Here is a 24895-nt window from a genome sequence, read left to right on the forward strand (position 1 = left end):
CACCGATCCCTTAACGCGACGCGTGCATCCTGCGGTTGCCTCGCGAAAGGGGACCGACATGGAATGGGTTTATCGCGGCTTCGAGACCTCGCTTCTCGGTCTCGCTCTCTGTCTCGGACTCGGCGCCTGCCTGACGCTCGGCACCGAGCGCCCGCCGGCCGGCACGCTCTCCGTCACCCTGCCGATGCTCACGGTGACCGCCCCCGCGCCCTGAGGCAAGGGAGCGGTCCGATCCGGCGGCCCGTCAGGCGGCGCTCTGGACGGCGCGGAACATGAAGCGCCGCGCCTCTTCATCCATCTCCGCCTTGAAGGCGTGGCGGCCCTTCAGCGCCTCGGCGGCCTGCGCGGCCGGCCGGGCGTTGAGCGCGTCGAGGTGGCGCTTGACGTTGGGCAGGTCCGCGAAGGCGCCCTCGCCGAGGATGAAGGGCACCATCCGCGCCCAGCCCCAGACCGCCATATCGACGATCGTGTAGGTGTCGCCGAGCACGTAGGCGCGGTCGGCGAGGCGCTGGTCGAGGATGCCCCAGTGCCGGCGCGCCTCGAAGGTGTAGCGCTCGGTGGCATAGGCGCCGCCGTCCTGCGCGAAGTGGCGGAAATGCACGCACTGGCCCGAAAACGGCCCGATGCCGGTGGCCACGAACATCAGCCAGGACAGCATCTCGCCGCGGACGGGCTCGCCCTCCGGCAGGAACTGGCCGGTCTTGCCCGCCAGATACAGCAGGATCGCGTTCGAATCGAACACGGTCACGTCGCCGTCGACGATTGCCGGCACCTTCCCGTTCGGATTGACCGCCGTGTAAGCGGGATCGAACTGCGCGCCCTTGCGGGTATCGACCGGTACCGGCTCGTAGGGCAGCCCCATCTCCTCGAGGCAGAGGGCGACCTTCATGGGGTTGGGGCTGAGATTGTAGAAAAACCGAATCACGGCGCTCTCCCTGAACGACCCCGGAAGGATCCCCGGGGCCGCGATCGGCACAAGGCGCAGCCGCGCAGGGCGGCTATTCCGCCACGATCTTGTAGCTGCGGCCCGGGACCAGCTGCGCCCCCCGTTCCAGCCCGTTGAGGAGGAGGAACCGGTCGAGCGCCCGGTCGGGCACCGCCATGCGGTGGGCGAGATCCTCGGCATTGGTCGAGGTCGCCTGAACCACCTGCAGCCGCAGGGAATGCAGGACCGTCTCGTCCGGCGATGCCGGCACGAGGGTCGCGATCCAGCGGCGGAAAGCCGGATCGGGATCGATGGCGCCCTTGGCGGCCATGATCATCCGGTAGGTCGAATCGCCGATCCGGATCGCCGCGAGGCGGAAGGTCCACTCCTTCCCCCGCGACAGCGCGAAGGCCGCCGGGTGGCCGGCAACCTCCCGGGTCTCGAAGCCGGCCGGGTCGAAGGCGTCGTTCCAGCTCGCCTTCAGCACCGCGTCGAGGGGCTGGCCGTCCTTGGCCTCGATCTGGTCGAACAGCAGGCGCCGGCTACCGTCCTGGGTCGTCCCGAGCACCGCCGCACGGGTATTCTCCAGCGTGAAGCCCTCCGGCACCTCGAAGGCGATGCCGAGGCCGGGATGGATGAAGCGGTGCCCGCGCACCGCGCCGTCGCGCGGATTGTCGCCATAGGCGAGGCCATCCACCGCCGCGAGGTAGCCGGCGCGGTCGTCGGTGCCGATGCCCGGCGCGCCGATGCGGCGGGCCGCCCGGGTGACCTGGGTGATGCGTTCGGCGGTGCCCGGATGAGTCGCCAGCATGTCGGGTTGCGTGGCGCTGCCGGCCTTCAACCCCGTCGAGCGGTTGAGCGCGGTGAGGAAGCGCCCGGCCGCGAACGGATCGTAGCCGGCCTTCGCGAGGGTGCGCACACCGGTGGCGTCCGCCTCCAGTTCCTGCTCGCGGGAGAACCGGGCCAGCGCGAAGCGCGACTGGTGCTGCAGCTGCGCCCCGGTATCGGGATCGTTCAGAACGTCGGCCACGACGCGGCTGACGAGCGCCGAGCGCAACTCGAGTTCGCTGCGGGCCGTGGCGTGGTTGAGAGTCACGTGGGCCATCTCGTGCGCCAGCACGGCCGCAACCTCGGAGGTATCGCTCGCCAGAGCGACGAGGCCGCGGGTCACGTAGAGCCGCCCGTTCGGCAGAGCGAAGGCGTTGACCGCGGGCGAGTCGAGGAGCGTCACCGTATAGGCCTGGTCGGGCCGGTCGCTCGCCTTCACGAGGCGGTCGGTCACCTCGGTGAGCATCCGCGTGACGTTGGGTGCCCGCGCCTCGCCCCCGAAGGAGGCCACGAGCTTGAGGTGGTCGGCATCCGCGGCGCGCTCGCGTCCGGTGGTGCGCGGCGCCTCCGCGGGCACCCGCACCACGGCCTGCCGCACGGTCGCCTCGGTCTGGTCGGCGACGCACGCGCCGAGCAGCAGAGCCAAGCCGCCGAGTGCCGCAGCACCGAGCGGGAGGCGGCCCGACCCGAGGAGCCGCCCCAACATGATGTGCCCCGTGATCCCGCCCATGGCGATCAGCGCCGCAATCCCCGTTCCTCGTCCGAACCGGCCTCCGGCCGGTCCGCCTCGTCCAGAGGCTCGATCCCGTCGGTCGCGACCTCCAGGGTCGGGCTGCGCCGGACCTCCAGGAGACCGCGCACCCGCACGCGCCGGCCTTCGAGCGAGGCCGCACTCAAACCACGGGCGCGCATCATTCGCCAAGTGCGTTTCGATACGGTCACCGTGAGCCCGTCCCTGCCGCGGGCCGCAAAATCCAGATAGGTGCGCGCGCCGCGCTCGCCGACATGGCGGACGCGGCCTTCCACGACCACGAAGTGCCCGGCCTTCGCCCGGAGCGCCGGGCCGTCCTGCGCCGCCGGGAGCGCCGCGGCCCAGAGGCCGAGCCCGCGCGCGCGGGCGGCGGCCTCGACGAGGCGCAGGGCGGTCCGACAGAGCGCCTCGGCCTCGTTCGGGTCCGCGAATGCGAGCCCCGCCTCGATGAGGCGGGCCGCCAGATCCCCCTCATCCCCGGGGATCAGCAGATCGGCCCGCAGCCGATCCCACCGATCGGGCTGCCCGCGTGGAATCACCGTGACCCGGGCGCCCCGCCGGTCCTCGAGCCACGCCTGGGCCGCGGATGCGGCCTCCGGTGCGTCCGGCCACCGCAGCGAATCAGGCACCACGCGGAGGCCCGACGCCAGGCGGATCTCGCCCCGGGGCGCGATCCCCGCCACGACCTCCTCACGGGCCGGCCCGGTGGCACAATCGGAGAGGCCGGTCCGCGGCGCGGCCCGTGTCGGGCTCGGCGAAATCGTGGCGAGCGCGGCCGCGAGCATGGCTGCGAGCACCGCCCGCGAGGCCGCCGCCCGCCGCCGCCCGCCCGAACCCCCGATCCTGCCCATCGAACACCCCCGCGATCGCGGGCCCCGACACCGCCGCCCCTCCACCGAGCGCGGTTGGCCTCGGCTGGGGAGAATGCTATGGAGCCCGCGGTTGTCTCCGTAGCTCAGCTGGACAGAGCACAGGTTTCCTAAAGAGGTTCAATTGGGCGTCGCGCCGGGAAACCACGCGACGGATCCGCTCAAAGTCGGGGAACGCTTCCGGCATCGGCGCTCAGGCGTCCGATGCTCTGCCAATCCCGAGCCAAGCCCGCGCGGCGCCCCGGCGTCCTGCGGGAAGGTGTAGAGACTAGACGGGCGGCACCTAACGGCTGGATGCAGTCCAGTCCACGGTGAAGGGATAGTCCAGGCCACGAACGCGGACCTTCGGGACGCGGCGGCGAAAGCCGAAGTGGTATGAAACCTGGGGTCGCAGGTTCGAGCCCTGCCGGGGACACCAAGTTTTCTCGTCTTGCAGATCTCTCCGGCCGCAGAGCCGGGCGCAATTTGTCCACCACGTCGGCTGCCCGCCGGTGACAAGTACCGAGGGCCGCGCTAAGCTTTGCCGCCAGGATTCATGGCGGGGGTGGACGAGCACTTCATGGCGGGCCAGAAGACCGATCAGCGCGACGTCTATGTCGGGCAACGCATCGCCGAGCAGCGCCGGAAGGCGTCGCTCACACAGCGCCGCGTCGCGCAGAGCTTCGGTATGTCTGCAGCTCAGCTCCAGAAGTACGAGAAGGGCACCAACCGGATCAGCGCCGTACATCTCGACATCTTCTCGCGGATGACCGGCGTGCCGATGGATTACTTCTTCAAGGGCATGCCCCGCAACGACGACTTCATCGCACCGGGCTTCGGCGAGCGCGAGCAATCCGCCCTGTCGGAGGGGGGGCTGAAGGGGTTGGCGGAAGTCGTGGGCCGCCACATCACCGAGAATTTCTCCGAGGAGGCGCGCCGCGACGTGGCCGACGCCATCCGGGCCCTCGAGAGCAAGCTCGGCGGCTGAGGCCGCCGGCCTATCGCGCGAGGCCGGTCGTTTTTTCGGTCGCTTTGTCCGTTATAGCGGATCCGTTCGTTCCTCCGTCTTGACCGGGCTCCGGTCGGGTGCGAGAACCCCGGCCCCATGAAGGGTCAACGCCGCGATCGCGACGGCGTACCTCTGAAACTGAGGCCGTCCGATGCCGCGTTCCAACTACCTGTTCACCAGCGAGTCCGTGTCCGAGGGACACCCCGACAAGGTCTGCGACAGAATCTCGGATACGGTGGTCGATGCCTATCTCGCGGCGATGCCCGAGGCGCGGCTCGGAGTCGAGACGCTCGCCACGACCAACCGCATCGTCATCGCCGGCGAGGTGCGCGGCCCCGATTCGGTCACGTTCAAGGACCTCGAGGCCCTGACCCGCGAGGCCGTGAAGGATATCGGCTACGAGCAGTCGGGTTTCCACTGGAAGAACAACGACGTCGCCATCTACCTGCACGCCCAGTCGGCCGACATCGCCCAGGGCGTGGACGCCGCGGGCAACAAGGATGAGGGCGCGGGCGACCAGGGCATCATGTTCGGCTACGCCGCCGACGAGACGCCCGAGCTGATGCCGGCGCCGATCTTCTACGCCCACAGGATCCTCAAGGATCTCGCCGACGCCCGGAAGGCCGGTCAGGGCGATGCCGCCAAGCTCGGCCCCGACGCCAAGAGCCAGGTCACGGTCCGCTACGAGAACGGTCGCCCGGTCGAGGTCACCCAGATCGTCCTGTCGACGCAGCACCTCGACGAGTCCCTCGACTCGGCGGACGTGCGCGCCATCGTCGAGCCCTACATCCTCAAGGCCCTGCCGCAGGGCTGGGTCAACGAGGGCACGGCCTGGCACGTGAACCCGACCGGCAAGTTCGTGATCGGCGGCCCGGACGGAGATGCCGGCCTCACCGGCCGCAAGATCATCGTCGACACCTACGGCGGCGCGGCACCGCATGGCGGCGGCGCGTTCTCCGGCAAGGATCCGACCAAGGTCGATCGCTCGGCGGCCTACGCGGCGCGCTACCTCGCCAAGAACGTGGTTGCAGCCGGTCTCGCCAGCCGCGCGACGATCCAGCTCGCCTACGCGATCGGCGTCTCGAAGCCGCTCTCGATCTACGTGGACCTGCACGGCACGGGGAACGTGGACGAGGCCAAACTCGAAGCCGTGCTGATGGACGCCATGGACCTGTCGCCCCGCGGCATCCGCACGGCGCTCAGCCTCAACAAGCCGATCTACGCGCGCACCTCGGCCTACGGCCATTTCGGCCGCGCCCCGGAGGCCGATGGCGGCTTCTCCTGGGAGCGTACCGATCTCGCCGGCAAGCTGAAGTCGGCGCTGGCCTGAGGGCGAGCTCCACGCTGCATCATCCCCGCGCAGGCCGAAAACCGGCGCCACACCGGGGCGGGATGAACAGGGATGGGCGGTGCGTTCAGCGCGGCCCCTTTCCCGGGCGCATGAAGCGTCAGCGAAGTGCGATCCGGGACCCGGAACAGGACGACGCGAAGCGCCCGGCTTGGAGAAGGTTGCTCGCGGCTGCCGCGCGGTCAAAGGGTGCCGCTTCGCGGCGTGTCGGGCGCCCGGTCCCGGACCACCTTCCGCTGACGCCCGAGGTGCCCGGGAACGGGTCGCGTCCCCTCTCCAAGGTAGATTTGAGCCGGTGGACACCGACCCAACTGGACGCTCCTCCCACGTGGCTGAGGAGCCGGAGCGCGCCTTCTTCGGACGGCGCAAGGGCAAGCGCCTGCGCGGCGAGCAGGAGCGCCGGCTCACCGAGCTGCTGCCGGCCCTGCGGGTCGACCTGCCGCCGGACGACCGGCCCCTCGATCCACGTACGCTGTTCCCGGCCATGCCGGCGCCGCCCGAGGCGCTCTGGCTGGAGATCGGTTTCGGCGGCGGCGAGCACCTCGCCGCCCAGGCGGCCGCGCAGCCGACCGTCGGCTTCATCGGCGCCGAGCCATTCGTCAACGGCGTGGTCAAGCTGCTGGCGGCGATCGAGGCGCACGGGCTGCGCAACGTCCGTATCCGCGACGAGGACGTGACCGCCCTCCTGGCGCGGCTGCCGGATGCCTGCCTCGATCGGGTCTATCTGCTCTACCCCGATCCCTGGCCCAAGCGGCGGCAGCGCAAGCGCCGGTTCGTCTCCGATGCCTCCCTCGCCGAGATCGGCCGCGTCTTGAAGGATGGGGGCCTGTTTCGGTTTGCCAGCGACATCGACGATTATGCCGGCTGGACGCTGGTCCGGGCCGCGCGCTGTCCTCTCCTGACCTGGACGGCACAGGGCGAGCGGGACTGGACGCAGCCCTTTCGGGGCTGGCCCGGCACGCGCTACGAGGCCAAGGCGCTGGAGGCCGGCCGCCGGCCCACCTACCTGGAATTTGCCCGCCGCCCCCGCTGAACCCGGTCCCGATCGCACCGGGCGGGTGCCCGGTCGCCGCAGGCTGACCGGAACGCCTTGCCACAGTCACGCTCGATCGCCATCCTGAGGGCCCATCGCGGTTCCGGATCGCGGGGGAGGGGGCCCATCTCCGGCGGGAGCGTGCCACGGCACGTTCGAGGATTCTTCCGAGTGAATGAGAGGGTGGGGCAGGACCCGGCGGCGGTGGACCCGTTTCGCACCGGCTTCGACGAGGCCGCGATCGGCCTCGTTGTGCTGTCTTCGGACGATGTCGGAATCGTTGCCGCCAACCGGGCCCTGCACGATCTGCTCGGATGGCCGGCGGGCACCCTGTCCGGGCGAAAGTCCGCCGACCTCCTGAACGAGGGACCGGAGGGGCTCCGGGACGGTCTCCAATTCTGGCGCCGAGCGGACGGCACCCCCCTCGACGTGCGGGTCCGGCGCACCGGCCGGACCCTGGTGATCGAGTCGGTCGACGTGGACGCGGCGGCCCATTCCGAGGCGAATCGCGAGGCGCTGGCGGCCGCCGGGCTTGGGGAATGGCGCTGGGACCGGGCGACCGGCCTTCTCACCCTGTCGCGCCGGGCCGCGCGCATCCTCGGGCGGCCGCCGGGCCGCTCCGTCTCGTGGGAGGAGCTGAAGGCCGGCCTGTCTCAGCCGGAACTCGCGCGCCTGCGTGCGCTGATCGCCGAGGCGGACGGAACCGGCGAGCCGTATCAGTTCGACACGGCCACGACGGTGACCGGCCGGACCGTGATCCTGCGGGTGCGGGGGCAGGCCGTGCCAGGCCCCGATGGCGCGCTGGCCGGCATGGTCGGCGTCCTCCAGGACATCACCACGCGGGTCGAGGCCCGGGACGAGATCCTGTCCCGGGACCAGCGCCTGCGGGTTGCAACCACGGTCGCCAAGCTCGGCATCTTCGAGTGGCACATGCTCGAGGATCAGGCGATCTGGGAGAACGAGCACATGTACGAGATCTTCGGGCACGCGCCCGAGGACGGGACGATCGGCAAGACCGAGTTTCTCAACGACATCCTCCACCCCGACGACCGCCCCGCGGTCCGACGGGCGATCTCCAACGCGCTGCGGGAGGACGGAGATCTGCACATCAGCGGCCGGATCCGGCGCAAGTCCGACGGTGCGTGGCGCACGATCGACATGGCCGGCCGGTTCGAGCGCGATGCTCCCGGCCGCCTGCCGCGCCGCCTGATCGGCGTCGTCGCCGACGTGACCGACCGCCGGGTCGCGGAGGAGCGCCAGAGCCTGCTGATCCGCGAGCTGCATCACCGGGTGAAGAACACCCTGGCCACCGTCCAGGCGATCGTGGGCTCCACCGCGCGGACGGCGTCGAACATCGAGAGCTTCTACGAGGCGTTCGTCGGACGGATCAAATCCCTGGCGCACACGCACTCGGTCCTCACCGAGGACACATGGCAGACGGCGTCTCTGGCCAACCTCCTGTGCAACGAACTCAAGCCCTATGCGGAGGTGGCGCCGGATGGCGGCGCCGAGGGCCGCATCAGCCTGGACGGGCCGGCGATCGATCTGCCCTCCGAAATCGCGGTGCCGATCGGCATGGCGATCCACGAACTCACCACCAACGCCGCGAAGTATGGGGCGCTGTCGAACCGCACCGGGCGGGTGGCGGTGGAATGGTCCATGGAGTCCGGTGGGCCGGCAGGGATCCTGCGGTTCTCCTGGCGCGAGACCGGTGGCCCTCCGGTCGCCCCGCCGAGCCGCCAGGGCTTCGGCTCGCGCCTGCTGCAGCGCGTCCTGATCACCCAGGTCCAGGCCGAAGTGACGACCGACTACGCCCCCGGCGGCTTCTCCCTGACCATGCGGGCTCCGATCCCGCCGCGCAACGACAGCCTCAACCCGCTGGTGTGACGCCGTCTCCGCCCTGACGGAGGCTCAGGCCGCGCCGCGGGTCCCGGATTCGCCGCCGCCATCCACGAAGGCCTTCAGCTCGTCGAGCGACGCGAAGGTGAAGCGGCCCTGCGGCGTCTCCGCCTCGATCGAGCCGTCCTCGAACATCACGTAGGTGTTGCCGCCCGAGGCGTAGCGCCCGACCACGGTCCGCGCGGCGAGCTTCGGGGCCGGCTCGGGCTCGGGGGCCGTGTCGAGGCTCGGGCGCAGGGATGGCGACTCCGCTCGGATCTCTTCCAGAACCTCTTCCCGAACTTCTTCCCGAACCTCTTCCCGGGGTTCCGGAGGCGGCTCGGGCGCGGCGAACAGATCGTCCTCGGGAGCGATCGCGCTCTGGGCCTTCGGAGCTCCGGTCTCGAGCCGTAGGCTCGGCTCCGGCGCCAGGACAGGCGGAACCGCATGCACCGGCTCGGGCTCGACCGGGGCCGGCTTCGCGGCCTCGACCGCAGCGGCCTCCGGAACGGCCGTGCGAGCCTCGTCGGCCCGGAGCTCCAGGCTGGGCTCCATCCGGGGACGCTCGGGATCGAAGGCGGGCTCGACCACCGACGGGACGATGAAGGCGGGCGCCGCCGGCAGGAGCGGCGGCAGCCGGCTCCGGTCCGCGTCGGCGGAAGCCGGAGCGGCGGCCGGAGCGGCATGCCGCTCGCCGGCCGTCGGGACACGCCCGATCGCCCGCTCGACCCGCCGGAAACCGAGCGCTACGACGCCGAGGCCGAGGAGCACCGCACCCGACGAGGCCGCGACGGACCCCGCGATCACCATCGCGAGCCCGCTCTCCAGACGCACGTACGGGAAGCCCTGGATCACGGCGGCGCAGCCCCCGATGATCATGGCGGCGGCGAGCGCGAACAGCGCAGCGATCATGATTCTCTCTGACACGGGCCGGCTGACGGCCGGCGCTCAAGGCGTGTCGCACAGTAAGGCCTAGCCGGCATATTGCAAAACGCGGTGGCGAGATGTTCGGGAAACCCGAATAGTTCGGATCTCGCCCGGCTATCTCCGAGACGGCTGGCCCGCCGCCGCACGTCCGCGATCCCGGAACTTCCCGCGCCGCCGCGGCGGAACGGCGTTGCCGTCTTGCGGCCACCGACTTACCTAGCGGGCTCTCGACTCGGGATCCCCCGCCGGGGACGAGGCCGCCCCCTGCTAAGCGGAGATAGACGCGATGACCTTCACCCTGCCGGAACTGCCCTACGCCTACGACGCGCTGGGGCCGTACATGTCGAAGGAAACCCTCGAATTCCACCACGACAAGCACCACAAGGCCTATGTCGATACGGGCAACAAGCTGCTTGAGGGCACGGATCTCCAGGGCAAGAGCGTCGAGGAGATCGTCAAGGCCGCCTACAACACCAATCAGCCGCTCTTCAACAATGCCGGCCAGCACTACAACCACATCCACTTCTGGCAGTGGATGAAGCCGAATGGCGGCGGTGCGATCCCGGGCGCGCTCGCCAAGAAGATCGACGAGGATCTCGGCGGCGCCGAGAAGTTCAAGGCGGACTTCATCCAGGCGGGCGTCGGCCAGTTCGGCTCGGGCTGGGCCTGGCTCGCCGTCAAGGACGGCAAGCTCGCGATCATGAAGACCCCCAACGGCGAGAACCCGCTGGTCCACGGCGCCAAGCCGATCCTCGGCGTCGACGTGTGGGAGCACTCCTACTACATCGACTATCGCAACCGCCGGCCCGACTACCTCAAGGCATTCATCGAGAACCTCGTGAACTGGGAGCACGTGGAGAAGATGTACGCCGAGGCGACCGCCTGAGGCCTCTCCGCCGGTGCCGCGGATCCTGTGTCCGCGGCACCCTTGAGGTGGCGCACGAAACCGGCTCTTGATGCGCCCGACGCCGGATGACCCGGTGCAGAAGGGGCCGGCCATTTCGTTTCACTGCGCTACCGCGACACCGCGCGCCGCACGCCCATCTCCGCAGAGACAGGCGCCTCCGCGCTTCAGTCCGTGCAAGGCGCGACGCGCCCCCGCTCCCACACGGGAGCGGGGGCGCGCGCTCCGTCTCGCATCCGGGCGGCCGGCCTCGTTGTCCGAAACTGCGCGCCCGAAATGGCCGGAGCGGACCTCCGGTCAACGGCCCCACCCATGATCCGCTCCATCCTGTCCGTCGGCGGCTGGACCCTGGTCTCACGCGTCACCGGCTTCGCCCGCGACGTGGTGATGGCCGCAATCATGGGCGCCGGGCCCATGGCCGACGCCTTCGTGGTCGCCTTCCGGCTGCCGAACCATTTCCGCGCGATCTTCGGCGAGGGGGCGTTCAACACGGCCTTCGTGCCCGCCTATGCCGGGCTCGCGGAGGCCGGCTCCCCCGGCGAGGCGCACCGTTTCGCCGACCGCGTCTTCACCCTGATGCTGATCGTGCAGCTGGTGCTGCTCAACCTCGCCCTGCCGGCCATGCCCTGGGTGGTCCACGCCCTGGCGCCGGGATTCGCCGAGGACGGCGAGCGCTTCCAGCTCGCCGTGGCGCTGACCCGCATCACCTTCCCGTACCTCCTGTTCATGACGCTGGTGACGCTGCTGTCGGGCATCCTGAACGCCCACCGGCACTTCGCCGTGGCGGCGGGCGCCCCGGTCCTGCTCAACCTCGCCATGCTGGCGGCCTTAGGATTGAGCTTCCTGTTCCCGAACGCGGCCTACGCCGCCGCCTGGGGCGTCGCCGTCTCGGGCGTGCTTCAGTTCGGCTTGCTGTGGTGGGGCTGCCGCCGGGCCCGCGTGATGCCGGACCTCGCCGTCCCGCGCCTCGATCCGGCGCTGAAACGCTTCTTCACGGTGCTCGGGCCCGCGGTGATCGGCGCGGCCGGCTTCCAGATCGCCACCTTCGCCGACACGATCATCGCGAGCTGGCTGCCCACCGGGGCAGTCTCGGCGCTCTATTACGCCGACCGGCTCTACCAGCTCCCCTTCGGGGTCATCGCGATCGCGGCCGGGACCGTGCTGCTGCCGGAAATGAGCCGCCGGATCGCCGCCGGGGACGTCGCCGGTGCGCATACGGCACAGAACCGGGCCGCGGGCTTCTCCCTGGCCCTCTCGGCGCCGTTCACCGTGGCGTTCCTGACCATCCCGGGCCTGATCATGGCGGCCCTGTTTCAGCGCGGCGCCTTCAGCGCCGAGGATACGGCGCGGGCGGCCTCGGTGCTGGCGGCCTACGGCTTTGCGCTGCCGGCCGTCGTGCTGGTGCGCAGCGCCGTGGCGAGCTTCTACGCCCGCCAGGACACGAAGACGCCGCTCTGGGCCTCCCTGACCGCGATCGGCGTCAACGTCGCCCTGAAGCTGTGGCTCACCGGCCCCTACGGCGTCACCGGCCTGGCGCTCGCCACCGCGGTCGCCCAGTGGGTCAACCTGCTTCTGCTCGTCGTCCTGGCCAAGCGCCGGAACTGGACGGCGCCGGGGCGCACCCTCGGGCTCACTGTCGCGGGGGTGGCGCTGGCCTGCCTCGGGCTGGCGGCGGTCGCCGTCTACGGCCAGGATCTCGTCCAGGCGCTGGTGCCGGCCCTCCCGCACGGGCGCGACCTCGTCGTCCTGGCGGTGCTGGGGCTCGCCGGCGCGCTGGTCTATGGCGGCCTGCTGGCGGGCCTGCTGCACCTGTTCGGCCTGCGCCTGCGCCGGGCCTGAATGACCCGGCCGGGCTCGCCGCCGCGCGGGTCCGGCCCCAGATCGGGCGAGAGCACCCAGTGAGGAACGCCATGACCGACGCACCAGGACCCCTCGCGGGCGTGAAGGCCGCGGTGTTCGACGCCTACGGCACGCTGTTCGACGTGAACGCCGCGGTCCAGCGCTACGCCGAGGCGGTGGGGCCGGACGCCGCCCACCTCTCCGAGGTCTGGCGCAACAAGCAGCTCGAATACAGCTGGACCCTGTCGCTGATGGGCCGGTATGCCGCCTTCTGGGACCTCACCGTTCGGGCCCTCGACTACGCCTTGGCGGTCCACCCGAACGTCGATCCCGCCCTGCGCGAGCGGCTCCTCGACGCCTACCGCGACCTCGAGGCCTATCCGGAGGTCCCGGGCGTGCTGGGGGCCCTGCGCAAGCGCGGGATCCGCACCGCCGTCCTCACCAACGGCAATGCCGCCATGGTCGACCGGGCGGTGGCCTCGGCGGGGCTCGCCGACCACCTCGATGCGGTCCTCTCGGTGGACGACGCGCAGGTGTTCAAGACCCATCCCGACGCCTACCGCATCGCCCTGACCCGGCTGGCGGTCGGGCAGGGGGGCGTGCTGTTCTGCTCGTCCAACCGCTGGGACGTGGCGGGGGCGGCGGCCTTCGGATTCCGGACCGCCTGGGTCAACCGCAAGGGCCTGCCCGACGAGTACACGGATCTGGCGCCTACCGTGGTGGTCCAGTCCCTCGACGGGCTGCTCTGACGGGCTGCCCGCTCAGCCTCCCCGATCCGAGGACCAGTGACGTCGCGCGGGTCGCCGCGTCGGTGTTCGCAAGGACGGGGAGCGCCTTGCAGCAGCCCGTGGCGATCTCGCGCCGCCATATCCGGCACACAATTCAATTGGCCCGTTTCGGGGATTCTTAATCCTCCCGGTGTTGGATCATCCTCAACACGAACGGGAGATGTTGCGCGTGTCCTTGAACGGTTCCTTCACGACGATCCGCGCTGGGGCCGCAGCCCTCGCCGCGACCCTGGTGCTCGGGGCGGTCGCCCCGGCTACCGCCCGCGACCAGACCGGTGCCATCGTCGGCGGCCTCGCGGCCGGCGTCGTCGGCGGCATGGTCGGCAGCGCCCTCGTCAACGGTGCGAACCCGCCGCCGCCGGAGTACCGCCCGCGCCGCGTCGTGGTCGAGGAGCCCGAGACCATCGTGGTGCGCGAGCGCCGCGGCCCGATCTGCCACTACGAGCGCCGCAAGGAGTGGCTCGGCGACGGCGAGTTCACCTACCGCCGCGTCGAGGTCTGCGAGTAAGTCACCGCTCCGTCACCGTCGCGCCCGCGCGATCGGCGCCGCGTCCCCTTTGGGGCGCGGCGCGTCTCATTTCACCACCAGCCAATCCTCGACCACGAGGGCGTCGAGGCCGCTGGTGTAGAACATCAGGATCGCGTCCTCCGCGCTGTGGAGGATCGGCTTGCCCATCACGTTGAAGCTCGTGTTGAGCAGGATCGGCACGCCGGTGATCGCCGCGAAGGCGCCGATCAGGGCCGCGTAGGCCGGGTTGCGCGAAGCCGTGACGCTCTGGAGCCGGCCGGTGCCATCCGCGTGGACCACCGCCGGCACGCGGGCGCGGACCGCCTCGCGCCAGACCAGGGTGCGCTCCATGTAGGGGCTGTCGGCGTAATCCCTGAACCAGTCCGGCCCGGCCTCCGCCAGGATCGACGGTGCGAACGGCCGAAACGCCTCCCGGTACTTCACCTTGGCGTTGAGGGCGTCCTTGGCGCCCTCTGGCCGCGGATCGGCCAGGATCGACCGGTTGCCGAGCGCCCGCGGCCCGAACTCCGCCCGGCCCTGCACCCAGCCGACGAGGCCGCCCTCGGCCAGGATCCGCGCCGCCGCGCTTGTCGCCGCTGCGTGGCCGACGCGCCGGGCGCGGGGTTCCTGCTCGGCGAGCCGCTCCATCGCGCCGGTCGAGACTCGGGAGCCCAGATAGGGCGTCAGCGGGCGCTGCGCGGGCGGCGGCCCGGTCCAGCCCGGATGATCCTCCGCGTAGGCGAGCCACGCGGCGCCGACCGCGTTGCCATCGTCCGCCGGCGCGGAGGGAACATGCAGCCGGCTGAAGCCGGACCGGCCGAGCACCCGGCCGTTATAGGAGGAATTCAGCCCGCAGCCGCCGGCGATCACGAGGTTCTCGGACGGTGCCAGCGCGTAGGCCTCGGCCACCAGTGCGTCCATAAGGGTCCCAAAAAGATCCTGGCCGCAGCGGGCGAGGTCGGCCCAGCCGCTCTCCAGGGCGTCGGCGGGACGGCGCGCGCGGATCTCCGCGGCGACCGCGCGGATCGTCTCCGCATCCGCATAGCGCAGGCGGTGACCCTCCACCGTACAGAGCCGGCCGAGCAGCGCGGTGAGGTCCGGATCGGGCTGGCCGTAGGGGGCGAGCCCCATGATCTTCCACTCCTCGCCCTTCACCTGGTCGAAGCCGGCGAGATCCGTGATCAGCCCGTACAGGAAGCCCAGCGAGCCGCGTCCGCGGTGGCGACGCAGCTCCGTGATCCGGCCGCCCTCCAGGCGGTAGATCGCCGCCGCGCCGGTCTCGCCCATGCCGTCGACCACCAGGGCGGTGGCCGTGTCGAAGGGGCTGCCCCAGAGGCCGTAGGCGGCGTGGCAGAGGTGGTGCGGGTAGCGCCGCTGCCCGGCGATCGTCGCCCGGGGCGCCGCGCCGGTGATCCGCGCCTCCTGGTTCAGGGCCAGCAGGGTGCCGTGCCCGGCCCGCTCCTGCGCGCCGTGGAGGTCGGCAATGAACACCCGCTCGGCCTGCTCGGGCACGAAGGAGCGGTTGAGCGCCGTGGTGTGGGCCGAAAGCGCCAGGAGGTCGAAGGAGCCGGCGCCGGCTTGGCCCCGCAGGAAGTCGGTGAATTGCGGGCCCCAGGTGGAGGCGATCACGAGTTCGGAGCCCGGCGGGACATGGTCCTTCAGCAGCGCCGCCATCACGGCCGGGGCGTCCGGCTCGCAGTTCGGCGCGCGCTTGTACTGGAGTGCGCGCTCCGCCGCCTCGGCGAAGAGCAGGGTGCCGTCGGGGCCGACCAGGGCGAGGGCCGGGTCGTGGAAGGTGGTGGCGAGGCCGAGATAGAAGCGCATGCCGACGCGGCCTAGCGCATTTTCGGGCCGAGCGGATCCCGGCACGTGCGAGAAGCGCCGCTAAGCCCTGACCCCGCGCGGCTTGTCCATCCGCGGCTTGTCCATCCGCGGCTTGGCCAGCAGCAGGATCGCCGCGCCGGCGAGACCCGACAGGGCCGAGCCGGCGAGGACGCCGAGCTTCACGGCGGTCTCGTGCTCCGGATCCGGGAAGGCGAGGCCGCCGATGAACAGGCTCATGGTGAAGCCGATGCCGCACAGCACCGCGACGCCGTAGACCTGCCCCCAGGCGGCCCCGGCGGGGCGCTTGGCCAGCCCCAGCACCACCGCCAGCCGCAGGCTCGCGAACACGCCGGCCTGCTTGCCCAGGAACAGCCCGGCCGCGATGCCCAGCGTCACCGGCTGGAGCAGGGCCTCGGGGGTGAAGCCGGAGAGATCCACGCCCGCATTGGCGAAGCCGAAGACCGGCACCACCCCGTAGGTGATCCAGGGCGCGAGGGCGTGCTCCAGCCGGTGCAGGGGCGAGTGCGCGTCCTCCGGCCGGCCGGGGCTCACCCGGATCGGGACGGTGAGCGCGAGCAGCACGCCCGCGATCGTGGCGTGGATCCCGGAGCGCAGCACGAGGACCCAGAGCACGATTCCGAGGAGCCCGTAGGCCGGAAGCCACCCGATCCCCGCCCGGTTGAGGCCGTAGAGGCCGGCGACCACCAGGGCGGCAAGCCCCAGCATGGTGAGGTCGAGGCCGGAACTGTAGAACAGGGCGATCACCACGACGGCGCCGAGGTCGTCGACGATGGCGACGGCGCTGAGGAAGATCTTGAGCGAGACCGGCACGCGCGATCCGAGGAGCGCCAGGACGCCCAGCGCGAAGGCGATGTCGGTGGCTGCCGGGATCGCCCAGCCGCGCAGGGTGCCGGCGCCGAGATTGGCGAGAGCATAGACCAGCGCCGGCACCGCCATGCCGCCGAGCGCTGCGAAGCCGGGCAGAACCCGGTCGGGCCAGGTGCGCAGCCGCCCGTCGAGCGCCTCGCGCTTGATCTCGAGCCCGACCAGCAGGAAGAACCCGGCCATCAGGCCGTCGTTGATCCAGTGCTGGACGCTCATAGGCCCGAGGGCGGCGTGGAGCCCGTGCGCGTAGGTTTCGGCGAGCGGCCCGTTGGCGACGACCAGCGCCAGGGCCGCCGCCGCCATCAGGATCAGCCCGCCTGCCGCCTCGCCGGCGAGCAGCGTGCGGATGATCGAGAGGGGGCGCGCGCGCGCGCTCGGCGGAGCGCTGTCGGGGGCGGGGGACGTCATCGTGGCAGGCCTTGCCGCGCATCAGCGGCGTGTGCAAGCTCGGGGTCGCCGCCGTTACGACGTCCGCCCCAGGGCCGCGCGGATCAGCGCCAGCCCGTCCGGGCTGGACCACGCGGCTGGCCCCTTCATCACCCCGATGGTGCAGCCTTGTGCGTCGATCAGCATCGTGGTCGGCAGGCCGGGCGATTGGGTGTCGCGCTGGATGATCGGCAGCACGCGGCCGCCGGGATCGGCATAGAAGGCGAGGTCGTGGATCCCCGCCTGCTTCAGCCATTCCGGCGGCTTCTCGAGATTGCGCGTGTCGACGTTGATGGCGACGACCTGGAAGTCGGGCCCGCCGAGCTGCGCCTGGAGCCGGTCTAGGGCCGGCATCTCGGCCTTGCAGGGCGCGCACCACGTCGCCCAGAGATTCACGAGGAGCAGCCGGCCCTTGAGGTCGGCGAGGCCGGTCTCGGCGCCGTCCGGCCCCTTGAACCGGATGTCCGGTGCGGGCCGGGCCTGCGGCAGGGCCTGCATGGCGGCGACCTCGCCCCTCGCGGCGGTGTCGACCCGGGCGAGCGCGGGCTTCGCGGCGGCGCAGGGCTGGAGGGCGCCGCCCGTGTTGCCGGGCAGGAGACCGCTCCCGTATAGGGCGAGGCCGAGGACGGCGAGCGCGGCGACGCCCGCGCCGGCCAGGATGGGCGTGCGGCCGGGCATCAGGCTCGGCTCTCGGGACGGTCAGGGCGCGGAAGGATCGACATGAGCAACCGGATGTGGGGCGGCCGCTTCGCGAGCGGCCCGGCGGAGATCATGGAGGAGATCAACGCCTCCATCGGGTTCGACAAGCGCCTCGCGCCCCAGGATATCCGCGGCTCGCTGGCGCATGTGGCGATGCTGGGCGCTGCCGGCATCCTGCCGGCGGAGGATGTGGCCGCAATCGAGGTTGGGCTCAAGTCCGTCCGTGACGAGATCGAGGCCGGCACCTTCGTGTTCAAGCGCGAGCTCGAGGACATCCACATGTCCGTGGAGAGCCGGCTGACCGAGATCGTCGGCCCGGCCGCCGGGCGCCTGCACACGGCGCGCTCGCGCAACGATCAGGTCGCCACCGACATGAAGCTCTGGGTGCGCGACACCCTCGATTCCCTCGACCAGCAGGCCGCCGACCTGCAGCGGGCGCTCAGCCGGACGGCGCTCAAGCACGCCGGCACCGTGATGCCGGGATTCACCCATCTGCAATCGGCCCAGCCGGTGACCTTCGGCCACCATTGCCTCGCCTACGTGGAGATGCTGGCTCGCGACCGGGGCCGGTTCCGCGACGCCCGGGCGCGACTCAACGAGTGCCCGCTCGGCGCCGCGGCGCTCGCCGGCACCTCCTTCCCGATCGACCGGCACGCCACTGCGGCGGCCCTCGGCTTCGACCGGCCGACCGCGAACTCCCTTGATTCGGTCGCTGACCGCGACTTCGCCCTGGAGGCGCTGGCGGCGGCCTCGATCTGCGCCGTGCACCTGTCGCGCTTCGCCGAGGAGCTGGTGGTCTGGACCTCGGCCCAGTTCAATTTCGTGCGCCTGTCCGACGGGTTCACCACCGGCTCGTCGATCATGCCGCAGAAGCGCAACCCCGACGCCGCCGAGCTGGTGCGGGCCAAGAGCGGCCGGATTATCGGCGCGCTGACCGGCCTGCTCATCGTCATGAAGGGCCTCCCGCTCGCCTATTCGAAGGACATGCAGGAGGACAAGGAGGGCACGTTCGACGCCCTCCAGGCCCTGTCCCTGTGCCTCGCCGCCATGACCGGCATGGTGCAGGATCTGGAGCCCAACGCCGAGGTGCTCGCCCGGGCCGCCGGCTCCGGCTACGCCACCGCCACCGACCTCGCCGACTGGCTGGTGCGCGAGCTCGGCCTGCCGTTCCGGCAGGCCCACCATGTGACCGGCCGGCTCGTGGGCGCCGCCTCCGCCAAGGGGGTGGGCCTGGAAGAGCTGTCGCTCGCTGAGATGCAGGAAGCGGAGCCGCGGATCACCGATGCGGTCTACGCGGTGCTCGGCGTCGGGAATTCGGTGGCGAGCCGCACCAGCTACGGCGGCACCGCGCCCGACAATGTCCGGCAGCAGGCGCAGGCCTGGATCGAGCGGCTGGGCTGAGCCGCCGCGCCCCCTCGGCGACCGGCGGATGGCAGAGTAGGGGCATGACCTGGTCGGTTCACAGCGCGGGGGCCGAGACTGGCGGCCGAATTCGGAACCCGGCCTGATCCGTCGGGCCGATTCCGGTTCCGGGCCCGGCGCGCTTTCCCCGGACCGGAGGCCGGGCGCCCGCTCATCCACAGCGCCCATCAAAATTGTGCATTGCAACCCTCGGCCCGCCCGCGCGTTCACCATCTGGCTAAGTCCGCTCAGCTACAAGCTTCGCCGTGTGGATCGGAGTTCGCAGGATGCCTGTCGAGAGTTGGCTGAACACGGAGAATGTGCCGGATTTCGCGGCGCATGCCACGGCGATGATCGACGCCGCCTTGACCGGTTCGGGCCTGACGCGCGAGTCCTACTGGGCCGCGGTCCGCAAGGGCTACAACACGCCCTACAACGATCCGCCCCGCAGCCGCGCCGCGCCGGCCCAGCCGAACGCGATCGCCGTGCCTGCCGGTCAGGCGCTCGAACCCCTGCCGGTACCGGCCGGAGTTATCGCGGCCCTGGCGGCGGAAGCGCGCGCGGTCTGATTTTCGACAGATCCTGCGTCGCCATCTTGCCGACGTTTTACGCAAGCTTCACTAATCCCGATCCCCGGTCCGGCTCCTGATGGAGCCGCCCGTCGTCAGGAAGTGAAGATGGTTCGCGTCTCCCGCTCGCTCCCGGTCGGAGCTCTCGCCCTGCTCGCATCCGGGCTGGTCTCCGGCCTCGCCGGGGGTGTGCTCGGCGTCGCCTCCCTGTCCGCGACGGCAGCCCATGCCCAGGAGGCCGCCCCCGATGCGGGCGGTGGGGATGCCGGCCCGGCACGGCGCGGGCGGCGGCACGGCCGCGAGCGGACCAGGCGCGCCGAGAAGGCCGCGACCCCGCCGGGGATGCAGCAGGCCACTCCGGTGGCGATCTTCGGCGACTGGAACGTGTTCGTGAACGGTGATGGCCGCAATAAGCTCTGCTACGCCATCGCCCAGCCACAGGCGCGTTCGCCTAAGACCCTGAAGCGCGACACGGCCTACCTGTTCGTGAGCGTGCGCAAGGGCGAAAACGTCCAGAACGAGGTGGCGGTGATGCTGGGCTTCCCGTCGAAGCCCGCGGCCTCCCAGGTCAAGCCCGGCTCGGCGGCCGCGCCCACCGATCCGAGCCTCAATCTCGGTGCCAGCCGCTTCGGCCTCGTGGTGAAGGACGGCAATGCTTGGCTGCAGAATCCGTCCGAGGAGGCGCGGGTCGTCTCCGAGATGAGCGCCCGCAACCCCAAGCTGATCATCAAGACGACCTCGCTGCGTGGGAACCCGACGAACGACGAGTACGCGCTCGGCGGGTTCGCGGAGGCCATGAAGCGCACCCGGGACGAGTGCAGCAAGTAGCGCGCGGCTCAGGCCCGGCGCAGCGCCGGGCGCCCCGCCCGCGCGGGTGACCGGGTCCGGGCGCTCATGCGCGCGCGGGCCGCACGGGCCGCCTGTTCGGCCGTGCGGAACACGGCGCCATCCAGGCCGTCGAAATCGCGCGCGGATGAGAAGAACCGGACGCCGCGCCCCTCCGGGACGGCGATCCCGGCGGTCACCTCACCGATCTCGATCACCCGGGCCGGTGCGGCAGGGCCGATGGCCGGATCTGCGAAATTGGGACGGTCTTCGAGCGGGTACTCTGCGAGATTGTTCATCGGACTGGAAACTCCCTGGGCCGGCCTGTCGCCGTGCCGGATCGCGTTGACTGCTGCGGAGGGCCGACGGGGCTAACGTCGACAGCGCCGCCGAGCGGCGGGGGAGCAGGACACGGTCAGGAGCAGGGATCGAAGGGATGGTGTTCGAGGGACCATCGGACGTCCTCCAGACTGAAGGACCGCGCGGCGCGGGGCCGTCGCAGTGCTTTAGCGTTTGATCACGCGGGGCAAGCTACGCTTCTCAAATCACCGCGGCCGACCCGGTCGAGCGCCGGGTGGGCGCCGTCGGGCCGGCATCGCTGAAGATGGATGCGGCACCGCGCACCGTCAACGGAACGGCCTTCCGATTTTCGGTGCCCGCCTGGCAGGATGCCGGTTCCGGGCAGCCTTCGGAGAGGCGGAATTGGTCAGGCTGCGGCGATCACCGCGGCGAGGTCGGAGAAGTCCGAGAAGATCCGGCTCGCGCCGGCCTCCACGAGGCCGGCTCCTGCCGGGTCGTGCCCCCAATGGCCGCCCCCGGTGAAGCCCGCGACCCGCATGCCGGCACTCCGGGCCGCCCTGACCCCGGGGATGCTGTCCTCGATCACGAGACAGGCGGATGGGGCGACGCCCATGCGCGCGGCGGCGAACAGGAACAGGTCCGGGAATGGCTTGCCCCTGGTCACCTGCGTCGAGGAGAAGACGTGGTCGCCGAACAGGGGCAGCAATCCGGTCAGGGTCAGGGAATGGCGCAGCCGGACCGGATCGCTGCTCGACGCGACGCAGACCGGCAGCCCGATGGCGGCGACCGCCTCGGCGACGCCGCGCATCGCTCTCAACTCGGTGTCGAACAGCGCCAGGGTCTCGGCCTTCACCGCTTCGACGAAGCCGGACGGGGCGGTGACGCCGTAATCGCGGGCGATATGCGCCATGATCGAGGGCATCGCCGTGCCGGTGAAGCGCGTCCGCACGGTGGCGAAGTCGATCTCCACACCGATCCGGTTGAGCCCGGCCGTCAGGCAGGCGAGGCTCAGGGGCTCGCTGTCGACCAGAACGCCGTCGCAATCGAAGATCACGAGGTCGAGGTTGTTCGCGCCTGCGTCCAAGGTCGACCGTTCCCGCACGGCCCGCCGCCGTCGGGCGAGCCTGTGGCACGGGGGCGAAGGTCCGGCAACGGCGCGTATCGCCGCTCAGCCCGGGCGCTTGCACCTTGCGTCCCGGCCCCATACTCCCGGGGCGGGCGCTCTCGAACGCGCCGGCACAGCTCACTCGGCCCGCAAGGCAAGGCTCAGAAGGCCCCGCGATGTTCCGCTTCCTGGCCCGCGTCCTGGGCTTCCTGCTGATGGCCGGCGGCTTCGTCGCGCTGGTCTATGACGGCGCCCGCTCCATCGCCAATAACGGCCTGCGGGTGACGCCGCTCTCCGACGTGATCGCCACCCTGTTCAAGGACAAGGCCAGTGCGCTGCAGGGCAGCGTGGAGGGGGCGGCACCCTGGCTCTGGCACATCCTGGGCCTGCCGCTCACCTTGGCACCGGCCTCCCTGATCGGCCTGGGGCTCGGCGCGGTGCTGCTCTGGCTCGGCCAGCCCGGCCGCGAGCCCATCGGGTTCCTGACGAAGCCCTGAGCTTCGGCGCGACCGAGAACCGTGGCCGATCGCGTTGCAATCGGGCCCGGCTCTAAGTCCCTGTTCTTGGCGCACGCTCTTTGCGCCGAGATGGCGTCCAGTCCCGCGGAGCGCGCTAGCGGCCCGCGAGCTTGGCCTCGGCCCTCGGCTGGCGCGCCCTTCAGCCGCTCGATCTCGGCGGCCAGTGCGTAGCGCTCGCTGACATCGAACTGCGAGGCGAAGAAGTAGATGACCCGGTTCGTCTCATCCCGCACCGGCCCGACATAGAGGGCGTTCTGGAAGGTCGAACCGTCCTTGCGATAGTTGATGAGGTCGACCCGGACGTCATCCTCCCGCCGGATAGCCTCGCGGAGGCGATCGACGGAGGCCGGCTCGGTGTCGGGGCCCTGGAGGAAGCGGCAATTGCGGCCGATCACCTCCAGCCGGGTGTAGCCGGTCAGCGTCAGGAAGGCGTTGTTCACGAAGACGATCGGGTTGTCGTGCTGAGCCGGATCCGTGATGATCATCGGCATCCGGGTCGCGCGCACGGCCGCGGCGAATGGATTGCCCGGGTGCGCTTCTGACTTCAGGTTGTCCGGCACGTGGCTCGTGGCAGTTGCGCCCGTTTCCATCCGGATCCGCCCTTCCCCACGCCGCGCAGAGCGGCACTCCGATCACTGTCTCTCGCGGATACAAGCTGGAACTTAGCCCCGAGGTCCAGTCTTGCGTCGCGGATCCGGGTTGCCGGGCGCCGAACGCTTTCCCGGCGGCTCCCGCCTCCCCATATCGAGCGGGAGCTCGAGACCGGAAGGCAAGCCGATGTTCCCGTTCCGCAAACGTCCAGAGATGCCGGCCCCGGCCGACGCCCTGCCCGGACGTCCGACCCCGATCCCGACCGCCGAGACGCATTTCGTCAACGGCAAACCGCTCAAGGGGCCTTATCCGCCAGGCACCGAGACGATCGTGCTGGGGCTCGGCTGCTTCTGGGGGGCCGAACGCCGGTTCTGGCAGTTGCCCGAGGGGGTGTTCGTGACGGCCGTCGGCTATGCCGGGGGCTACACGCCGAACCCGACTTACGAGGAGGTCTGCACCGGCCAGACCGGCCATAACGAGGTCGTGCTCGTGGCCTTCGATCCGGCGGTCCTGCCCTTGGAGGCGGTGCTGCGGACCTTCTTCGAGAGCCATGACCCGACGCAGGGCATGCGTCAGGGCAACGATGTCGGCACGCAGTACCGCTCCGGCATCTACACCGTCAGCCCCGAGCAGGAGACCACGGCCCGGGCCGTGCGCGCGGCCTATGCCGAGGCACTGCGGACGCGCGGCTTTCCCGACCTCACCACCGAGATCAAGCCGCTGGAGCACTTCTACTTCGCGGAGGCCTACCACCAGCAGTACCTTGCCAAGAATCCGGCCGGCTATTGCGGCCTGGGCGGCACCGGCGTCAGCTGCCCGGTGGGAACAGGCGTCGCGGCCTGAGCCTCACGGGCTCCGGCTGTCGGGTCGCGCCGCTAGGCCCGGCGCCGGGGCGTTGACGGCGTTGCCCCGCAGGGGCGGCGTGCTGTTCGGGCTGCGGAGTACGATCAGCACGCTGCCCAGCACCGAAAGGGCGACAGCGGTCGCGAGGAGGATGAAGAGCCAGCGGGGCATCCGGATGCGTTAGCACATCGAAGCCGACACGCCGAGTGACGCAACCGCCGCGTTTCCGCGGCGACCAGCCCGTAGGCCCGCCGCGACCGCAGCGGGCGATCGGGCCGCCGACGGTCGGCCGGGCTGCGGACGCGCCCTGAGCGCCTGTAAGCCAGGAGCCTTGGTCTAGGGCGCCTTCAGCACCGCCCGGCAGGCGGAGGGCAGCGCCGCCATGGTCATGGCGGGCTTGGGCTTCGGCGGCACTTTCGGCGGCTTCGGGTACAGCACCCGGTCCGAGAACCAGTAGCCGAGGTCGTCGCAGCCATCGCCGGCGGGGGGCGCACCCTGCGGCTGGCAATCCTCCTGGCCGGCCGGGCAGGAAAGCCGGATATGGTAGTGGTAGTTGTGCCCGTACATCGGGCGCACCTTCGACATCCAGCGGCTGCCCGCGGCGTCGCGGCAGAGCGCCTTCTTGATCGCCGCGTTGACGAAGATGCGCTCCACCTCCGGCTGCTCGGCCGTGATCTTGATCAGCTGCAGGTGGGTCGGCGTCCAGACCTCCGGATCGATATCGAGGCGGTCAGGGCGGACCATGTCGGTGGCCGAGGTCTCCTCGCGCTCGGCCCGGCTCATGCGGTGGTCGGGCATCGGCGTCAGCCAGACATCGGCGTCGATGCCGATCTGATGCGAGGCGTGGCCGGTGATCATCGGGCCGCCCCGGGGCTGCGCCATGTCGCCCACGAGCAGGCCCGGCCAGCCGACCCGGACGGCCTTCTGCGACAGGCGCTCGATGAAGTCGACGAGATAGGGGGTGCCCCACATCCGGTTGCGGGAGGGACGCATGACCTGCCAGTTCGGACCGTCCAGCGGCAGCGCCTCGCCTCCGGAGAAGCAGCCCTTGGCATAGAAGCCGTAGATGTGAGCCGGTCCGGCGGCCGCCTTGGCGACGCGCCCGAACAGGGCCTTGGCGGGTGTCGAGGGTGCGTCGGGATGCTCCAGGGGCGGCAGCGGTTTCGGATTGACGCTGCCGCGGTCCTGGGACTGGGCGGCGGCGGGCAGGAGCAGGGCGGCGAGCGCGAGGCTCTGAGCGAAACGCGGCGTCGGCATGCGGGGGCTGTTCGTCCGTCTGGAGAGGGCGGGCGCGGGTGCCCGCCGGAACGTCGCTCAGGGGCA

The 24895-nt window shown here is 71.1% G+C and carries 25 protein-coding genes and 1 pseudogene; 14 read left to right on the forward strand and 12 right to left on the reverse strand.

What is annotated here, in order from left to right; translation table 11 throughout:
• Positions 1 to 58 precede the first annotated feature (58 nt).
• Positions 59 to 214, forward strand: a complete 156-nt coding sequence (locus tag CIW48_RS33405) for a hypothetical protein (protein ID WP_173009347.1) — start codon at positions 59 to 61, stop codon at positions 212 to 214.
• Between the two features lie 30 nt (positions 215 to 244).
• Here CIW48_RS33405 and CIW48_RS21700 read toward each other — a convergent pair whose 3' ends face one another.
• The 3 genes from CIW48_RS21700 to CIW48_RS21710 all read right to left on the reverse strand — a co-directional run bounded on the left by CIW48_RS21700 (position 245) and on the right by CIW48_RS21710 (position 3355).
• Positions 245 to 925 carry a glutathione S-transferase family protein gene (locus tag CIW48_RS21700; RefSeq protein ID WP_149312622.1) on the reverse strand — a complete coding sequence of 227 codons (681 nt, stop codon included), beginning with the start codon at positions 923 to 925 and terminating at the stop codon, positions 245 to 247.
• Between the two features lie 73 nt (positions 926 to 998).
• Positions 999 to 2483 (reverse strand): M48 family metalloprotease, encoded by a 1485-nt coding sequence (locus tag CIW48_RS21705; RefSeq protein ID WP_149312623.1) that lies wholly within the window; start codon positions 2481 to 2483, stop codon positions 999 to 1001.
• 5 nt (positions 2484 to 2488) lie between these two features.
• Positions 2489 to 3355, reverse strand: coding sequence for a thermonuclease family protein (locus tag CIW48_RS21710; protein WP_149312624.1), 867 nt, complete (start codon positions 3353 to 3355; stop codon positions 2489 to 2491).
• 577 nt (positions 3356 to 3932) lie between these two features.
• On the opposite strand from CIW48_RS21710, the gene CIW48_RS21715 reads away from it, so the two are divergent.
• The 4 genes from CIW48_RS21715 (at position 3933) to CIW48_RS21730 (ending at position 8629) form a co-directional block, all read left to right on the forward strand.
• Positions 3933 to 4340, forward strand: a complete 408-nt coding sequence (locus CIW48_RS21715; RefSeq protein ID WP_091785208.1) for a helix-turn-helix transcriptional regulator — start codon at positions 3933 to 3935, stop codon at positions 4338 to 4340.
• A 172-nt stretch (positions 4341 to 4512) separates the two neighbouring features.
• Positions 4513 to 5691 (forward strand): methionine adenosyltransferase, encoded by a 1179-nt coding sequence (gene metK / locus CIW48_RS21720; RefSeq protein WP_091785093.1) that lies wholly within the window; start codon positions 4513 to 4515, stop codon positions 5689 to 5691.
• A gap of 313 nt (positions 5692 to 6004) precedes the next feature.
• Positions 6005 to 6742 (forward strand): tRNA (guanine(46)-N(7))-methyltransferase TrmB, encoded by a 738-nt coding sequence (locus CIW48_RS21725; protein ID WP_149312625.1) that lies wholly within the window; start codon positions 6005 to 6007, stop codon positions 6740 to 6742.
• A 171-nt stretch (positions 6743 to 6913) separates the two neighbouring features.
• Entirely contained in the window at positions 6914 to 8629 is a 1716-nt protein-coding gene (locus tag CIW48_RS21730; protein WP_149312626.1) for an HWE histidine kinase domain-containing protein, read from the forward strand.
• Between the two features lie 24 nt (positions 8630 to 8653).
• On the opposite strand, the gene CIW48_RS21735 is transcribed toward CIW48_RS21730, so the two are convergent.
• Positions 8654 to 9532 (reverse strand): hypothetical protein, encoded by an 879-nt coding sequence (locus CIW48_RS21735; protein ID WP_149312627.1) that lies wholly within the window; start codon positions 9530 to 9532, stop codon positions 8654 to 8656.
• A 301-nt stretch (positions 9533 to 9833) separates the two neighbouring features.
• Here CIW48_RS21735 and CIW48_RS21740 point away from each other — a divergent pair, with 301 nt between their 5' ends.
• The 4 genes from CIW48_RS21740 (at position 9834) to CIW48_RS21755 (ending at position 13586) form a co-directional block, all read left to right on the forward strand.
• Positions 9834 to 10433 carry a superoxide dismutase gene (locus CIW48_RS21740; RefSeq protein ID WP_091718287.1) on the forward strand — a complete coding sequence of 200 codons (600 nt, stop codon included), beginning with the start codon at positions 9834 to 9836 and terminating at the stop codon, positions 10431 to 10433.
• Between the two features lie 330 nt (positions 10434 to 10763).
• Positions 10764 to 12290, forward strand: a complete 1527-nt coding sequence (murJ, locus tag CIW48_RS21745; protein ID WP_091785076.1) for a murein biosynthesis integral membrane protein MurJ — start codon at positions 10764 to 10766, stop codon at positions 12288 to 12290.
• 71 nt (positions 12291 to 12361) lie between these two features.
• Entirely contained in the window at positions 12362 to 13039 is a 678-nt protein-coding gene (locus tag CIW48_RS21750) for a haloacid dehalogenase type II (protein WP_149312628.1), read from the forward strand.
• A gap of 208 nt (positions 13040 to 13247) precedes the next feature.
• Positions 13248 to 13586: a hypothetical protein gene (locus tag CIW48_RS21755; RefSeq protein ID WP_246695361.1), complete on the forward strand. Its 339-nt coding sequence runs from the start codon at positions 13248 to 13250 to the stop codon at positions 13584 to 13586.
• A 66-nt stretch (positions 13587 to 13652) separates the two neighbouring features.
• Here CIW48_RS21755 and CIW48_RS21760 read toward each other — a convergent pair whose 3' ends face one another.
• Genes CIW48_RS21760 through CIW48_RS21770 form a run of 3 tightly spaced genes read right to left on the reverse strand, consistent with a single transcriptional unit; the run spans position 13653 to position 17399 of the window.
• Positions 13653 to 15410: a carbamoyltransferase C-terminal domain-containing protein gene (locus CIW48_RS21760; RefSeq protein ID WP_149312630.1), complete on the reverse strand. Its 1758-nt coding sequence runs from the start codon at positions 15408 to 15410 to the stop codon at positions 13653 to 13655.
• A gap of 60 nt (positions 15411 to 15470) precedes the next feature.
• Positions 15471 to 16703 (reverse strand): Na+/H+ antiporter NhaA, encoded by a 1233-nt coding sequence (gene nhaA, locus CIW48_RS21765; RefSeq protein ID WP_149312631.1) that lies wholly within the window; start codon positions 16701 to 16703, stop codon positions 15471 to 15473.
• A gap of 54 nt (positions 16704 to 16757) precedes the next feature.
• Positions 16758 to 17399 carry a TlpA disulfide reductase family protein gene (locus CIW48_RS21770; RefSeq protein ID WP_149312632.1) on the reverse strand — a complete coding sequence of 214 codons (642 nt, stop codon included), beginning with the start codon at positions 17397 to 17399 and terminating at the stop codon, positions 16758 to 16760.
• 42 nt (positions 17400 to 17441) lie between these two features.
• Between CIW48_RS21770 and argH the strand changes: the two genes are divergently transcribed.
• From argH to CIW48_RS21785, 3 genes are all read left to right on the forward strand, one after another.
• Complete coding sequence (gene argH / locus CIW48_RS21775; RefSeq protein ID WP_149312633.1) at positions 17442 to 18821, forward strand: argininosuccinate lyase; 1380 nt, start codon at positions 17442 to 17444, stop codon at positions 18819 to 18821.
• Positions 18822 to 19108: 287 nt separating this feature from the next.
• Entirely contained in the window at positions 19109 to 19390 is a 282-nt protein-coding gene (locus CIW48_RS21780) for a hypothetical protein (RefSeq protein WP_149312634.1), read from the forward strand.
• A 108-nt stretch (positions 19391 to 19498) separates the two neighbouring features.
• Positions 19499 to 20218 carry an invasion associated locus b family protein gene (locus CIW48_RS21785; protein ID WP_149312635.1) on the forward strand — a complete coding sequence of 240 codons (720 nt, stop codon included), beginning with the start codon at positions 19499 to 19501 and terminating at the stop codon, positions 20216 to 20218.
• 8 nt (positions 20219 to 20226) lie between these two features.
• On the opposite strand, the gene CIW48_RS21790 is transcribed toward CIW48_RS21785, so the two are convergent.
• On the reverse strand, positions 20227 to 20514 hold the full coding sequence (locus CIW48_RS21790) for a hypothetical protein (protein ID WP_149312636.1): 288 nt from the start codon (positions 20512 to 20514) through the stop codon (positions 20227 to 20229).
• 407 nt (positions 20515 to 20921) lie between these two features.
• Positions 20922 to 21599 carry an HAD family hydrolase gene (locus tag CIW48_RS21795; protein ID WP_149312637.1) on the reverse strand — a complete coding sequence of 226 codons (678 nt, stop codon included), beginning with the start codon at positions 21597 to 21599 and terminating at the stop codon, positions 20922 to 20924.
• Between the two features lie 197 nt (positions 21600 to 21796).
• Between CIW48_RS21795 and CIW48_RS21800 the strand changes: the two genes are divergently transcribed.
• Positions 21797 to 22117, forward strand: a complete 321-nt coding sequence (locus CIW48_RS21800) for a hypothetical protein (RefSeq protein ID WP_020091308.1) — start codon at positions 21797 to 21799, stop codon at positions 22115 to 22117.
• Positions 22118 to 22353: 236 nt separating this feature from the next.
• Here the strand turns inward: CIW48_RS21800 and CIW48_RS21805 are convergent.
• Positions 22354 to 22728: pseudogene (locus tag CIW48_RS21805) on the reverse strand (PAS domain-containing protein); the annotation flags it as partial.
• Between the two features lie 187 nt (positions 22729 to 22915).
• Between CIW48_RS21805 and msrA the strand changes: the two are divergent.
• On the forward strand, positions 22916 to 23572 hold the full coding sequence (gene msrA / locus CIW48_RS21810) for a peptide-methionine (S)-S-oxide reductase MsrA (RefSeq protein WP_149312638.1): 657 nt from the start codon (positions 22916 to 22918) through the stop codon (positions 23570 to 23572).
• Between the two features lie 3 nt (positions 23573 to 23575).
• Here msrA and CIW48_RS33410 read toward each other — a convergent pair whose 3' ends face one another.
• Both CIW48_RS33410 and mepA read right to left on the reverse strand, forming a co-directional pair.
• Positions 23576 to 23743, reverse strand: a complete 168-nt coding sequence (locus CIW48_RS33410) for a hypothetical protein (RefSeq protein WP_173009348.1) — start codon at positions 23741 to 23743, stop codon at positions 23576 to 23578.
• A 165-nt stretch (positions 23744 to 23908) separates the two neighbouring features.
• Positions 23909 to 24829: a penicillin-insensitive murein endopeptidase gene (gene mepA / locus CIW48_RS21815; RefSeq protein WP_149312639.1), complete on the reverse strand. Its 921-nt coding sequence runs from the start codon at positions 24827 to 24829 to the stop codon at positions 23909 to 23911.
• Positions 24830 to 24895: the final 66 nt, after the last annotated feature.

The sequence above is a fragment of the Methylobacterium sp. P1-11 genome (assembly GCF_008329595.1).
Lineage (GTDB): Bacteria > Pseudomonadota > Alphaproteobacteria > Rhizobiales > Beijerinckiaceae > Methylobacterium.